We start from the raw sequence: 12,921 nt of genomic DNA on the forward strand, positions 1-12,921 counted from the left end.
GCGGGCTATGCGCCGTCCCCTATGGGGTCCTCGGCCGTCGGGTCGGCCAGGGCGAGGCCACCCACGGGGCTGCCGTCCCAATGGATCAGCTTCCAGCCTGTGTCCGGATCCCCTTCCAGGGCCACGATGCCCGTATTGGACAGGACGTGGCGGGCAGCGAATTCATGGTCTGCGTCGGCTGCGCGGAGGCCTGCCCAGGTGCGGATGGCGGCGCCGTGGCTGACCACTGCGGCAACCGCCGCTGAGTCCCCATTGCTGGCCGCGCGCTCGGCAATACGGGTGATGGCGCCGTCGTACCGTTCGAAGAACTCGTGGCCGTCCGGACCCGCCGGCATGCGGCGGTCCAGGTCTCCGGCGGCCCACGCGAACACTGTGCCCATGTACCGCATGTGGGATTCGTGGTCGGTCAGTTTTTCCAGCGCCCCGGCTTCGATCTCATGCAGCCCGTCGAGCACCTCGACTTCCAGGCCATGGACCCGGGCCAGCGGGGCCGCAGTGATCTGCGTGCGGAGCAGGGTTGAGGCGTACAGCGCCGCGATGGGCTCATCGGCCAGGGACCGTGCCATGGCTTCAGCCTGCCGCTCTCCCAGTTCCGTAAGCCCTGGCCCCGGATGGGCCGTGTCCAGCTGGCCGAGTACGTTACCGGGGGTCTGTCCGTGGCGGATGAGCAGCAACTTCATGCTCCCAGTTTCGCACCTCGCGGCAAGACCGGGGGCGCCCGCGTGGCGGGGCCGCCGTCGTGCGTTCCTGCCCGGTTGGTGATGTCTGCGGGCGCCAAACGCGGCAAAACACGGCGTGTCGCCCGCGATTCGCCCGGTGCCGGGCCAGCAACCGGGCGGGAACGCACCAGGAGCGGACACCGAAGCCAGTCTCGGTCAGCTCAACCAACGACAAAGGCGCCGGGCCCCTGCAGGAGCCCGGCGCCGCCGCCGTACTGATGTGGGCCGCAGGCCGCCTTACTTAAGGTGGTCCACCAGCTGGTCCGCGATGCCGGTGTACTTGCCGGGCGTGAGGGCGAGCAGCCGCGCCTCGGCCTCGGTGGAGAGGCCCAGGGACTGGACGAACTCCTGCATGCGGGCGGCGTCCACGCGCTGTCCGCGGGTGAGGTCCTTGAGCCGCTCGTACGGGTTTTCCATGCCTTCGACGCCGGCAATCGCCTCGGCGCGCATGACCATCTGGATGGCCTCGCCCAGGACTTCCCAGTTGGTGTCCAGGTCGCCGGCGAGAACGTCTTCGGCAACGTCGAGGCGGTCGAGGCCCTTGGCGACGTTCGAGATGGCCAGCAGGGAGTGGCCGAACGCCACACCGATGTTGCGCTGGCTGGAGGAGTCGGTGAGGTCGCGCTGCCAGCGGGAGGTAACCAGGGTGGAACCCAGCACGTCCAGGAGGCCCGAGGAGATCTCGAGGTTGGCTTCGGCGTTCTCAAACCGGATGGGGTTGACCTTGTGCGGCATGGTGGAGGATCCCGTGGCGCCGGCGACGGGGATCTGGGCGAAGTAGCCGATCGAGATGTAGCTCCAGATATCCGTGCACACGTTGTGCAGGATCCGGTTGAACCGGGCGACGTCGGAGTACAGCTCTGCCTGCCAGTCGTGGCTTTCGATCTGGGTGGTCAACGGGTTCCAGGTCAGGCCCAGGGCCTCGACGAAGGACTTGGCCACCTGCTGCCAGTCGGCGCCGGGGACCGAGGCCACGTGGGCGGCGTAGGTGCCGGTGGCGCCGTTGATCTTGCCCAGGTATTCGGTCTTGGCGATGCGGTCCAGCTGGCGGGTCAGGCGGTGCGCGATGACAGCCAGTTCCTTGCCCAGGGTGGTGGGCGTGGCAGGCTGCCCGTGCGTTCGGGACAGCATGGGAACCGCGCGGTTGTCCTCGGCCATCTTGCTGATCTGGGCCACGAGCGCGCGTGCGGCCGGCAGCCACACGTCCTCTACAGCACCCTTGACGCCCAGGGCGTAGGAGAGGTTGTTGATGTCCTCGGACGTGCAGCCGAAGTGGACCATGGCGGTGAGGTGCTCGATGCCGATGCCGGGCAGCCGGCGGCCGATGTAGTACTCCACGGCCTTCACGTCGTGGACGGTCACGGCTTCGATTTCGGCGAGTTCGGAGACCGAAGCGGAGTCGAATTCCGTGACGATCGCGCGGAGCTGGTCCTGCTGTTCCGACGTGAGCGGGCCCGCGCCGGGGAGGACATTGTTGCTGGTCAGGTGGATGAGCCATTCGACCTCGACGGCCACGCGGTCGCGGTTGAGGGCCGCCTCGGACAGGTAGTCAACGAGGGGTGCGACGGCGGACTGGTAGCGGCCGTCCAGCGGGCCCAGGGCGATCTGGTCCGGCGACGCGGCAAGGGCCAGGCGTCCGGAGGGCGTGCGGGTATCAGCTGTGGCGGCAGTTTCAGGCATGTGCTGATTCTTTCACGAACTCCCCACCACCGCTTAAGCGGACTGCCCGTGTGAACAGCCGGCGCCAGTTGTCCACATAGCCGACGGCGGTGCTTCCGTAGGAGGGACGCCATTCCGTAGCGTCGGGGGTCCGGGCGGTGGCGGCTCAGAGACCAGGCATTCCGGGGTGCAGTTGGGAAAGGAACGGATATGGGCAGTGACATGACGGCAGCCGATATGGCGGCATGCATGTCCCGCAGTTATGAGGTCCAGCAGTTGGCCGGCGGGGTCGACCTGTGCCTTGCGAGGGTGGAGAAGGTCCTCGCCGGGTTCCGCGAGATCCAGCTCCTGGACTGGCAGTCACCGGCCGGGCGGGCATACCGGAATTCGGTGGCCCTCCAGGAGGTGGCGCTGGCAAGGGCGCGCTTACGGCTCGAGGACGCCTTGGCTTCGGTGAGGAGCCACGCGCAGGCGGTGGCTGCTTCGGCCGGCAACCCGGCGGGGCGCTTCTGATGGCCGAGGTGACCCCGTCCGGCAGCGGCGGACCCATCCACCTGACCGGGCCGGCAGTGGACGGTTCCCTGCAGATTCGCGGTGGTGTGGGTGGCATCAGTTTTCAGCTGGAGGAACTGATTGGCGGCGCCGAGAAGCTCGACGCTGCCGCGGACGAGTTGGCTGCCGTGGAAGTGGAGGTCCGCCGCATCTGGGAAGACCTGTGCCCTTACCAGAATGAACCGCGTCCCACCGGCACGGCTGCCCTGATGGACGTCGGGGAGGCCCAGCGGAGCATCCAGGCCGTCCGTACAGAGCTGCAGCACATCAGCCAGCAGGTACGGCAGTGCAAAACGGACTACGAAGCCGCGGAGGCGTGGGCGAGCCTCTCCCGCGGAATGGGTGCAGGGCTGGCCAACCCCGATACCCTGGCGCGCCAGGCAGGAGACGCATGGCTGGGGCGGGTTCCCAACAGGGAGGTCGCCGAACTCGCCACAGGCCCGATTGCCATGGGCGCGCTGCTGGCACTCTCGCCTGAACGCTTTTTTATGGCAATTGGGGCCGACCTGGCGGCCGGGAGGCACATCGCGGCCGCCGTTCCTTTGCTCACTGGCCTGGGCGGGCGGTCCATCAGCATCCTGAAGCCGCGGCCCGTCACGTTGGAGCGGCAGGAGACGCTGCCCATTGAGTTTGATGGTTCACCGGCTGCACTCCTGGAACGGACGAGGATCATCAACGAGCGGGGTGAGGGCTACATAGAAGTCATCGAGGTGGATAACGGGGGACAGAATGCCTACGTGGTGGTCGTTCCCGGCACGCAGTCTGCAGGCGACGATTTGGGTGGCGACAATCCCTTCGATGAAGCAGGCATCGCTGAAGGGCTGGGTCACGGCTCCGCCGAGATCAACAAGGCCGTGCTGCGGGCCCTGCAGGAAGCCGGCGCAGAAAAAGGGGCGCCCGTCGTGGCCGTGGGGTACAGCCAAGGCGGCATCCATGCAATGAACCTTGCCGCTGACGAACTGTTCCTGAACCAGTACGACGTGAAGTATGTGCTGACGGCTGGTTCCCCGGTTGGCGGCATCCCTCCGGCGGCCGGCGTCAGCACCCTTCACCTCGAGCACCGGCAGGACTGGGTTCCCGGAGGGGACGCCACGCCCGGCCCTGACACCCGGGACAGGGTGACGGTCACGCTGAACCAGCCTGTACGGACACCGGAAGGTGAAGACGGCGGCCTCGGTCCCGGCCACAACCTGACTAACTATCAGGACGGCGCCCGCCTGGTTGCGGCCAGCGATGATCCTTCCCTCGTGGCGTCAACCGCTGTCCTGGGAGGGGTACTCGGAGCAGGCGGAACGGCAACGGCCACCCGTTTCGCACTGACGCGTTCAAAGCCGCCCCCGATGCCCACTCCTCCGCGGCCGTCTGAGATTGATCGGGCGCGGTGATTTTGAGTGTCAGCGCCTGCGCGCGCCCGGCAGCCGCCCTGCCACCACGGAGATCACGCTGATGATGATCGCCGCGAGCACGGCAGTCCAGAAGAAGGAATCGATCGTGAAGCGCACCGGTGTGTAGCCGCTGATCCAGGAGGTCAGGTACAGCATGGCGGCATTGATGACGATCGTGAACAGCCCAAGGGTCAGGATGGTGATCGGCAACGAAAGGAAGCTGACCAGGGGCCGGACGAACGCGTTGACAACGCCGAAAATCAGCCCCACGAAGAGATACGCGAGCGTGATCCCGATGGCGTCCGTGCCTTGCGTGACACCGGATTCGGCCACGGCGTTTGTCGTGGCAGCCGTGGAGATGTCCAAGCCAGGCAGGATCCAGCTGGCGATCCAGAGGGCCAGTCCATTAATCAGGACCCGCATGATGAAAGAGCGCATGAGCCCATGCTGTCACACTGCCCTGAACGACGGTCCCGGGGGCTGCCCATGGGTGGAAAGCCGGACGCCAACCTTCCGCCTGCACGGGCCTTCGGCGCCCCTGTTGGGAGAAGTAGGCTAGTTGGCATGACTTCATCAGAGACCCTGGCCGGGGGAATCAGGCCGCGCCCTGTGGTGGGCCGGCTTCCCCGCTACGCCGCCGGCAAGCCCCCCGTCGCCGTTGACGGACTGGCCAGCTACAAACTGTCTTCGAACGAGAACCCGCTGCCGCCGATCCCCGCCGTAGTGGAGGCCATCGCACGCCAGACCGACTTCAACCGCTATCCGGATCCCCTCAGCAGCAAACTCCGCGCGGCGCTCGCCGAGTTCCTCGACGTCCCCGCCGAAGACATCGTCACGGGAGCCGGCAGCCTTGGCGCCCTCAACCAGCTGCTGACCACGTTCGCCGGCCAGAATGACGACGGCAAGGCGGACGAGGTGATCTACGCGTGGCGCTCCTTCGAGGCGTACCCCATCAGTGTTGGCCTTGCCGGGGCCGAAAGCGTGCGGATCCCCCTGACTGCGGACGGGCGCCATGACCTGGATGCCATGGCGGCGGCCGTCACGGTTCGCACCCGGGTCATCCTCCTGTGCACCCCCAACAACCCCACCGGTCCCATCCTGACCACGGCGGAAACGGAACGGTTCATCCAGGCCGTACCCTCCGACGTCGTGGTGGTCATCGATGAGGCGTACCAGGAATTCGTCCGGGCCCAGGACGCGGTGGACGGGATCGCCATGTACCGCAAATACCCCAACGTGGTGGTGCTCCGGACCTTCTCCAAGGCCCATGGCCTCGCCGGGCTCCGGGTCGGGTACAGCGTTTCGAATCCGGAACTCACGCAGTACCTCCGGGTGGCAGCCACGCCCTTCGCCGTGTCCCAGATCGCCGAGCAGGCAGCAATTGTCTCGCTGCAGAATTACCCCCAGGTTGTAGAAAGGGTACAAAGCCTGGTGGACGAGCGGGACCGGGTCACGGCCGGACTGCGGGACCTTGGCTGGTTCGTACCCGAGGCGCAGGGCAACTTCGTCTGGCTGGACCTGGGCGCCAACAGTGGGGAATTCGCCGAGTTGGCGGGGGCGCAGGCCCTCTCCGTGCGGGCCTTTGGCAACGAAGGTGTCCGTGTGAGCATCGGCGAGGTGGAAGCGAACACCCGGTTCCTCCGGCTGTGTGCAGACTATACAAAGCCGCCACGCCGTTCCTAGCGCTTAACATGTAGCCAGCGCGCTACCTACTGAAGATAAAGTTAGGATCAGTAAGCCAATATATATGCCAGCTGCGGAATGCATTCCCCTAACGGCATATATCCCAGCGATATTGCAACGCATCCGCATGCGGCAAGCAAGGAGACGGTATGGGCGCCACACATCTGCCCTCCACCGAGTTCGACGGAACAGCGGTAGACGACCAGCTTGAGGCTGATGCCGAGGCCGCCATGGGCGAGCCCCCGGCGCAGATGGTCCAGCTGCTGGGCCCGGACGGGAAGCTGGTAACCGATCCCGTCTACAGCAAATACGCCGAAAAACTCGACGCGGAAAAGCTGCGTGGCCTCTTCGCCGACATGGCTGCCATCCGCCGCTTTGACGTGGAGGCCACCGCCCTGCAGCGCCAGGGACAGCTTGCCCTCTGGGTTCCGCTGACCGGCCAGGAGGCCGCGCAGATCGGATCCGGCCGGGCCAGCCAGCCCCAGGACTACATCTTCCCCACGTACCGCGAGCACGGCGTCGCCCTCACCCGCAACGTTGACCTCGCGGAACTGCTGCGCCAGTTCCGCGGCGTCTCCAATGGCGGCTGGAACCCCAAGGACACCAACTTCCACCTCTACACGCTGGTCCTGGCGGCCCAGACCCTCCACGCGGTGGGCTACGCCATGGGCATCCAGCGGGATCAGAAGTCGGCCGCGGCCTCGGACCCCGTGGGCACGGAGCCGCCGGCAGCGGTCATCGCGTACTTCGGCGACGGCGCCAGCTCGGAGGGCGACGTCCACGAATCCATGGTCTTCGCCTCCTCGTACAACGCTCCCGTGGTCTTTTTCTGCCAGAACAACCACTGGGCCATCTCCGTGCCCAGCACGGTGCAGACCCGCATTCCGCTCTCCAACCGAGCCAAAGGCTACGGCTTCCCAGGCATCCGCGTGGACGGCAACGACGTCATCGCCGTGCACGCGGTCACCGAGTGGGCCCTGGATAACGCTCGCCAGGGCAAGGGGCCGGTACTGATCGAGGCCTTCACCTACCGTGTGGGCGCCCACACCACCGCCGATGACCCCACCAAATACAGGGAGTCGGCCGAAGAGGACGCGTGGCGGGCCAAGGATCCGCTGGCCCGGCTGGAGAAGTACCTGCGGGCCGAGGGCCTCGCGGATGACGCATTCTTTGACAAGGTCAAGGCCGACGGCGACGAACTCGCCGCCTACGTCCGGCGAACCACCCACGACCTTGAGACCCCGGACATCCGCACCGCGTTCGCGAACACCTATGTCGAGGCCCACCCGCTGGTTGCGGAGGAGCTGGCCTGGTTCGAGGAATACAGTGCAGGGTTTGCCGGCGAAGACCCGGCCGGACAGGCAGAAACAGAGGCAGGCCACTGATGACCACCATGACAATCGCCAAGGCCATCAATGAAGGCCTCCGCGCTGCCCTGACCAACCACCCCAAATCCCTGCTGATGGGTGAGGACATCGGGCCCCTCGGCGGCGTCTACCGCGTCACGGACGGCCTGATTGCCGAATTCGGCCCGGACCGGGTGGTGGACACCCCGCTGGCGGAGTCCGGCATCATCGGCACGGCCATCGGGCTCGCGCTTCGCGGCTACAGCCCCGTCTGCGAAATCCAGTTCGACGGCTTTGTGTTCCCAGGCTTCAACCAGATCACCACGCAGCTGGCCAAGATGCACGCCCGCAGCAATGGCAACCTCACCGTGCCGGTGGTCATCCGCATCCCGTACGGCGGCGGCATCGGCTCCGTTGAGCACCACTCCGAGTCCCCCGAGGCGCTGTTCGCCCACACCGCGGGGCTGCGCATCATCACGCCGTCCAACCCGCATGACGCGTACTGGATGATCCAGCAGGCTGTCGAGTGCCAGGACCCCGTCATCTTTTTCGAACCCAAGCGCCGGTACTGGCTCAAGGGCGAGGTCGATGTCGACGCCGCCGGCACGGCGCAGGACCCCTTCAAGGCGCATGTCCTGCGGGAGGGTACGGATGCCACCATCGTGGCGTACGGCCCGCTGGTGCCCGTGGCCCTCGCCGCCGCGCACGCCGCGGCTGAGGACGGCCGCAGCGTGGAGGTCATTGACCTCCGCTCCATCTCGCCGATCGATTTCGACACCGTGGAAGCGTCGGTCAAAAAGACCGGACGCCTGGTGGTGGCCCACGAGGCACCCACCTTCGGCGGCATCGGCGGTGAGATCGCGGCCCGGATCAGCGAACGTGCCTTCCTGTCCCTCGAAGCGCCTGTGATCCGTGTTGGCGGCTTCCATATGCCGTACCCCGTGGCCAAAGTCGAGGAAGACTACCTTCCGGATATCGACAGGATCCTTGAGGCGCTGGACCGGGCACTGGCCTACTAGGCGCCCCGCCACACCCTTCCCAGACTTGCCCCGTCTCCTGGCCAGGAGGCAAGGACCTGAGCTCCCGAAACCGAGGACACCATGACTGTGAACAAGTTCAATCTCCCTGACGTGGGCGAAGGCCTGACCGAGGCGGAAATCGTCTCCTGGAAGGTCAAGCCGGGTGACACGGTCGCCATTAACGACGTCCTCTGCGAGATCGAAACGGCCAAGTCCCTCGTGGAGCTTCCTTCGCCCTTCGCCGGGACCGTCACGGAGCTGCTGGTTCCCGAGGGGATCACCATCGACGTCGGGACCGCCATTATCAGCGTCTCCGATTCCGTGTCCGGTGACCCCACCCCAGCGGACGTCCCGGCGCCCGCCCTGCCGGTGCAGCCGCTGTACGGCAAGTTGCCGGCGTCCGACGCCGACACTTCGGACAGTGCCCTGGCCGGCGGTCCGCTGGTGGGCTCCGGTCCCAAGGCCGACGCCGTCAAGCGCCGCGCGCGCAAGGCCGCACCTGCCGCGCCGGCCGTGTCAGCCCAGGTCCCGGTGGCCGGGCCTGTCCAGTCCAGCCCAGCCGTTCCCGCCGTTCCGGCAGGCCCAACTGCCGAACCGCTCGACGACCGGCCCACGCTGGGCGACACCATCACCGGCCTGGTGAACCGCGTCCTGGCCAAGCCGCCCGTGCGCAAGATTGCCCGTGACCTGGGCATCGACCTGGCCGACGTGGTGGCTACCGGCTCCCGCGGCGAAGTCACGCGGGAGGACCTGGTCAGCTACCAGGCCCAGCGCGATGCCGAACTGGACCAGGCGGACGGTTTCTGGGGCAAGGCCGGCAAGCCGCAGGACCAGAGGATCGAACGGATCCCGGTCAAGGGCGTCCGCAAGGCCACCGCGAAAGCCATGGTGGAATCTGCCTTTGCCGCGCCGCATGTGAGCATCTTTGTGGACGTCGACGCCAGCCGGACCATGGAGTTCGTCAAGCGGCTCAAGGCGTCCCGTGACTTCGAGGGCATCAGGGTTTCGCCGCTGCTGATCCTCGCCAAAGCAGTCATCTGGGCAGCGGCACGGAATCCGAGTGTCAACGCCACCTGGGTGGACAACGCTGGAGGCACCGACGCGGCGGAGATCCACGTCAAGCACTACATGAACCTGGGTATTGCCGCCGCCACCCCGCGGGGACTCATGGTGCCCAACATCAAGGATGCCCAGGACCTGTCGCTGAAGGAGCTGGCCCTGGCGCTGAACAACCTGGCCACCACTGCCCGGGCCGGAAAGACCCAGCCAGCCGAAATGCAGGGCGGCACCCTGACCATCACCAACATCGGCGCCCTGGGCATCGATACGGGGACGCCCATCATCAACCCGGGCGAGGTGGCCATCGTCGCCTTCGGGACCATCAAGCAGAAGCCGTGGGTCCTGGACGGGGAAGTCATCCCGCGCTGGATCACCACTCTGGGCGGGTCTTTCGACCACCGTGTGGTGGACGGTGACCTGTCCGCCCGCTTTATGGCCGACGTCGCCGCCATCCTTGAGGAGCCGGCGCTCCTGCTGGACTAAGCCACCATGCAGGAACAGCAGACCAACCAACGGGGCCCGTTGGCCGATGCAGTCCTACGCACCAAAAACCGGACGGCCCGCTGGCTGACTGAGGTTTTCCAGCCCCCGGTGGTGGTGTCGGTCCAGCTGCTGGCCAGCCCCCTCACCGAACCTGGGTTTCCGGGAACGATCGGCTTCGGGGCCATGGCCGCGCTGTTCGTGTGCGTCCTGCCCCTGGTGCTGCTGCTGGTCCTGGTGAAGCTGGGCAAGGTGACGGACCACCACGTCAGCGACCGCAGGCAGCGTGCGCCCGTCCTTCTGATGGCACTCGCCTCGGTGCTGGCAGGACTTTTGGTTCTTGAAGTGACCGGCGCGCCGCGGAGTGTTGTGGTGATGGTGCTGACCATCGTCGGCGGCATTGTGGTGATCGGGGCCGTGAGCCCCTTCTGGAAGATCAGCGGACATGCTGCGGCGATATCGTCATCGGCCGTTATTACCGTGCTGATGCTGGGTCCAGCCTGGCTGCCGTTGCTCGTCCTGATACCCGCGGTGGGCTGGTCCCGGGTGGTCCTCCGCGCCCACACTGCGGGGCAGGTGGTGGCCGGGTCGCTCGTGGGCGGACTGGTGATGCCAGGCTTCTGGTGGCTGCTGCAGGGCTGGCTGGTTTAGCCGCAGGCGGGCAGGCCCGGGGCGCCGGTCAGTAGGACGCGTAGGTGGACATCAGCTGGATGGTCTCGGGGCTCATGGCCGTGCTGCTGAAGTTCCAGGCAACTGCCATGATGAGCCCGCCGACGCCGGTGCCGATGGCCGAGAGCGCCGCAAAGAACTTCCAGTCCTCGCGGATGACGCTGCGGAAGGTGTCCGGGAGGCGCAGCCCCGGGGAGATGAGGTTGGGGGCGCTGTCTACGGTGCCGTCGTCGAGCAGCGCCACAACGCGGCCGTTTCCGCGGTCCACCCGCATGGAGCAGATGTGGTTGCCGTGCCGGGCCAGGAGGATGTCGTGGCCAACAAGCTGGCGGCGCTGGAGAGTTATCAAGGGGACCCCTTAGGTGGTGTGGTTGGTGGCTGTCCGCACCTTTGGGGGCCCTTCAATTTTATCGTCGGCCGTGCAGTGGAAACGGCGTTCCGGGGGTGAGAAGGGACACCACGCACGCCGGCTTGCGGGCGATGCGTGGTGTCCCTCACTCAGTGTTCGGGGTCAGTCGGCGTCGTAGGTGTTGGCGATGTAGACATCGCACGTGGCATTGTGTGCCACGCTGTTGGCCACGCTGCCCAGGACCCGGCCAATGCCGCGCATCCTCCGGTTTCCCACCACGATCATGCGGGCGCTCAGACGCTCGGCTTCCTTGATGAGTGCTTCGGCGGGCTTTCCGCGGGCGGCCGAGTAGGTCACCTTGACGTCGCCGGCGAGGGAGTCCGCCACCGTCCTGGCCACGTTCTCCGCGCCGTCTGCATCCGAGACGATCCACTGGTCGCTGCCGCTGCCAAACACTTCGGTGCGGTCACTGTCGAACGCGGAGACCACGTGAAGGGACGCGCCCACGGCACCCGCGAGGTCCCTTGCGGCCTCCGCGGCCTTCTTGGCAGTTCCGCTGCCGTCGACCCCAACAACAATAATTCCGCTCATCTTTGCTCCTTTGCTTCGGTAAGTGGCGCCCTGATCCAGTCTGGCCAAGGCTACAGCGCGGTGATGGCTTCCCGCAGCACGGGGGCCAAACGGCGGACACCTTCGGTGATCGCGTCGGGCGGGACGGCGCTGAACGCCAGCCGCAGTTTGTTGGACGGCTCATCGGACGGGGTGAAGGCAGCGCCGGGGATAAAGACGACGCCGGCGTCGATCGCCTTCTTCAGCAGGGGATAGGTGTCCACGCCCTCGGGGAGGGTCACCCAGACGAAGAAGCCGCCCTCCGGACTGGTCCAGCTTGCGCCGTCGGGCAAGTACTCGGCCAGGGCCGCCAGCATCGCCTGGCACCGTTCGGCGTAGAGCGCCCGGTAGGTCTCGATCTGGCCCTTCCAGTCATAATCGCGGAGGTAGGCGGACACCAGCATCTGGTTCAGCGTCGGCGGGCACAGCGTGACGGCCTCCGAGGCGAGGTAATAGCGCCGCTGCAGGTGCTCGGGCACGAGGGCCCAGCCGATGCGGAGGCCGGGTGCGAAGATCTTCGAGAACGAGCCCATGTAGATGACGTCGGCCGGGTTGGCCGCGCGCAGGGGTGCCAGCGGCTCGCCGACGAACCGCAGCAGCCCGTACGGATTGTCCTCCAGCACCAGAATATTCGCCCTGCGGCATATATCCACGATCTGCTGCCGGCGGTCCTGCGCAAGCGTGATCCCGGACGGGTTGTTGAAGTTGGGGATGGTGTACAGGAACTTGATGTTCTTTCCCGCGGTCTGCAGCGCCGCGATCCTCGCCTCCAGCAGCTCGGGGACCAGTCCGTGATCATCCATCTCCACGGTTTCCACCTGGACCTGGTAGGCCTCGAAGGTGTTCAGCGCGCCGACGTACGTGGGATTCTCCACCAGGACCACATCGCCCGGGTTGCAGAAGACCTTGGTGGCCACGTCCTGGGCAGACTGCGAGCCCGCCGTGATCACCACGTTCTGCGGCAGGGCGTCGAGGATGCCTTCCGCCGCCATCACTTCGCAGATCTGCTCGCGAAGTTCCTCCATGCCCTGGCCTCCGCCGTACTGCAGGGCGGTGAGGCCATCCTCGGCGATGATGGTGGCCGCCGTGCGGGCCAGCCGCTCCAGAGGCAGTGACTGCAGGTAGGGGCTTCCGCCGGCGAGGGAGACCAGTCCGGGCCGCATCGAGATGTCAAAAACGTCGCGGACAGCGGATTGCTTGATGTTGGCGGCGCGCTCCGAGAACAGGTCCTCGTGGCGGTGTGCGGACGTGGCCGCGCGTTCGATGGCGTCAATGGCTTCTGCTGGCAGCAGCGCTGCTGCGGCATCAAGTGTTTCGTGGGTCACACCCTCAGGATACAGCCGGCAGTTGCTGATAAGGCAACACTTGTTTATCAATGAGCCGCGGTGTGCA

Annotated in this window: 13 protein-coding genes; 7 read left to right on the forward strand and 6 right to left on the reverse strand. The window is 66.5% G+C overall.

Features of this window, described 5'->3' with window-relative positions; all coding sequences use genetic code 11:
- Positions 1-5 precede the first annotated feature (5 nt).
- Both ABV518_RS06605 and purB read right to left on the reverse strand, forming a co-directional pair.
- The gene (locus ABV518_RS06605) at positions 6-680 is read right to left on the reverse strand and encodes a histidine phosphatase family protein (protein ID WP_367766052.1); all 675 of its coding nucleotides are present in this window, start codon (positions 678-680) and stop codon (positions 6-8) included.
- A gap of 276 nt (positions 681-956) precedes the next feature.
- Positions 957-2,399: an adenylosuccinate lyase gene (gene purB / locus ABV518_RS06610; protein ID WP_367766053.1), complete on the reverse strand. Its 1,443-nt coding sequence runs from the start codon at positions 2,397-2,399 to the stop codon at positions 957-959.
- A gap of 189 nt (positions 2,400-2,588) precedes the next feature.
- Here purB and ABV518_RS06615 point away from each other — a divergent pair, with 189 nt between their 5' ends.
- Positions 2,589-2,891: a hypothetical protein gene (locus tag ABV518_RS06615; RefSeq protein ID WP_367766054.1), complete on the forward strand. Its 303-nt coding sequence runs from the start codon at positions 2,589-2,591 to the stop codon at positions 2,889-2,891.
- Entirely contained in the window at positions 2,891-4,315 is a 1,425-nt protein-coding gene (locus ABV518_RS06620; RefSeq protein ID WP_367766055.1) for a hypothetical protein, read from the forward strand. Before ABV518_RS06615 ends, ABV518_RS06620 begins: the two co-directional genes overlap by 1 nt.
- Positions 4,316-4,324: 9 nt before the next feature.
- Here ABV518_RS06620 and ABV518_RS06625 read toward each other — a convergent pair whose 3' ends face one another.
- A complete protein-coding gene (locus ABV518_RS06625) occupies positions 4,325-4,753 on the reverse strand; it encodes a phage holin family protein (protein WP_131131933.1) in 429 nt (142 codons plus the stop codon).
- A gap of 126 nt (positions 4,754-4,879) precedes the next feature.
- Between ABV518_RS06625 and ABV518_RS06630 the strand changes: the two genes are divergently transcribed.
- The 5 genes from ABV518_RS06630 to ABV518_RS06650 all read left to right on the forward strand — a co-directional run bounded on the left by ABV518_RS06630 (position 4,880) and on the right by ABV518_RS06650 (position 10,553).
- Positions 4,880-5,998: a histidinol-phosphate transaminase gene (locus tag ABV518_RS06630; RefSeq protein WP_367766056.1), complete on the forward strand. Its 1,119-nt coding sequence runs from the start codon at positions 4,880-4,882 to the stop codon at positions 5,996-5,998.
- A gap of 149 nt (positions 5,999-6,147) precedes the next feature.
- The gene (gene pdhA / locus ABV518_RS06635; RefSeq protein ID WP_367766058.1) at positions 6,148-7,383 is read left to right on the forward strand and encodes a pyruvate dehydrogenase (acetyl-transferring) E1 component subunit alpha; all 1,236 of its coding nucleotides are present in this window, start codon (positions 6,148-6,150) and stop codon (positions 7,381-7,383) included.
- A complete protein-coding gene (locus ABV518_RS06640) occupies positions 7,383-8,363 on the forward strand; it encodes an alpha-ketoacid dehydrogenase subunit beta (protein ID WP_367766059.1) in 981 nt (326 codons plus the stop codon). The genes pdhA and ABV518_RS06640 overlap by 1 nt, the downstream gene beginning before the upstream one ends.
- Before the next feature lie 81 nt (positions 8,364-8,444).
- The gene (locus tag ABV518_RS06645; RefSeq protein ID WP_367766060.1) at positions 8,445-9,905 is read left to right on the forward strand and encodes a dihydrolipoamide acetyltransferase family protein; all 1,461 of its coding nucleotides are present in this window, start codon (positions 8,445-8,447) and stop codon (positions 9,903-9,905) included.
- Between the two features lie 6 nt (positions 9,906-9,911).
- Positions 9,912-10,553: a phosphatase PAP2 family protein gene (locus ABV518_RS06650; RefSeq protein ID WP_367766061.1), complete on the forward strand. Its 642-nt coding sequence runs from the start codon at positions 9,912-9,914 to the stop codon at positions 10,551-10,553.
- Positions 10,554-10,581: 28 nt separating this feature from the next.
- Here ABV518_RS06650 and ABV518_RS06655 read toward each other — a convergent pair whose 3' ends face one another.
- The 3 genes from ABV518_RS06655 to ABV518_RS06665 all read right to left on the reverse strand — a co-directional run bounded on the left by ABV518_RS06655 (position 10,582) and on the right by ABV518_RS06665 (position 12,854).
- Complete coding sequence (locus ABV518_RS06655) at positions 10,582-10,920, reverse strand: hypothetical protein (protein ID WP_367766063.1); 339 nt, start codon at positions 10,918-10,920, stop codon at positions 10,582-10,584.
- A 162-nt stretch (positions 10,921-11,082) separates the two neighbouring features.
- Positions 11,083-11,511: a universal stress protein gene (locus tag ABV518_RS06660; RefSeq protein ID WP_131131926.1), complete on the reverse strand. Its 429-nt coding sequence runs from the start codon at positions 11,509-11,511 to the stop codon at positions 11,083-11,085.
- A gap of 50 nt (positions 11,512-11,561) precedes the next feature.
- Positions 11,562-12,854, reverse strand: coding sequence for a PLP-dependent aminotransferase family protein (locus ABV518_RS06665; protein WP_367766064.1), 1,293 nt, complete (start codon positions 12,852-12,854; stop codon positions 11,562-11,564).
- Positions 12,855-12,921: the final 67 nt, after the last annotated feature.

Origin of the sequence: Arthrobacter sp. HS15c, from assembly GCF_040812005.1 — a bacterium.
Taxonomy (GTDB): domain Bacteria; phylum Actinomycetota; class Actinomycetes; order Actinomycetales; family Micrococcaceae; genus Arthrobacter.

Coding starts and splice junctions, on each gene's coding strand:
- ABV518_RS06615 (WP_367766054.1), top strand. CDS start 2,589: ATGGGCAGTGACATGACGGCAGCCGATATGGCGGCATGCATGTCCCGC.
- purB (WP_367766053.1), bottom strand. CDS start 2,399: ATGCCTGAAACTGCCGCCACAGCTGATACCCGCACGCCCTCCGGACGC.
- pdhA (WP_367766058.1), top strand. CDS start 6,148: ATGGGCGCCACACATCTGCCCTCCACCGAGTTCGACGGAACAGCGGTA.
- ABV518_RS06650 (WP_367766061.1), top strand. CDS start 9,912: ATGCAGGAACAGCAGACCAACCAACGGGGCCCGTTGGCCGATGCAGTC.
- ABV518_RS06640 (WP_367766059.1), top strand. CDS start 7,383: ATGACCACCATGACAATCGCCAAGGCCATCAATGAAGGCCTCCGCGCT.
- ABV518_RS06645 (WP_367766060.1), top strand. CDS start 8,445: ATGACTGTGAACAAGTTCAATCTCCCTGACGTGGGCGAAGGCCTGACC.
- ABV518_RS06630 (WP_367766056.1), top strand. CDS start 4,880: ATGACTTCATCAGAGACCCTGGCCGGGGGAATCAGGCCGCGCCCTGTG.
- ABV518_RS06625 (WP_131131933.1), bottom strand. CDS start 4,753: ATGCGCTCTTTCATCATGCGGGTCCTGATTAATGGACTGGCCCTCTGG.
- ABV518_RS06660 (WP_131131926.1), bottom strand. CDS start 11,511: ATGAGCGGAATTATTGTTGTTGGGGTCGACGGCAGCGGAACTGCCAAG.
- ABV518_RS06605 (WP_367766052.1), bottom strand. CDS start 680: ATGAAGTTGCTGCTCATCCGCCACGGACAGACCCCCGGTAACGTACTC.
- ABV518_RS06620 (WP_367766055.1), top strand. CDS start 2,891: ATGGCCGAGGTGACCCCGTCCGGCAGCGGCGGACCCATCCACCTGACC.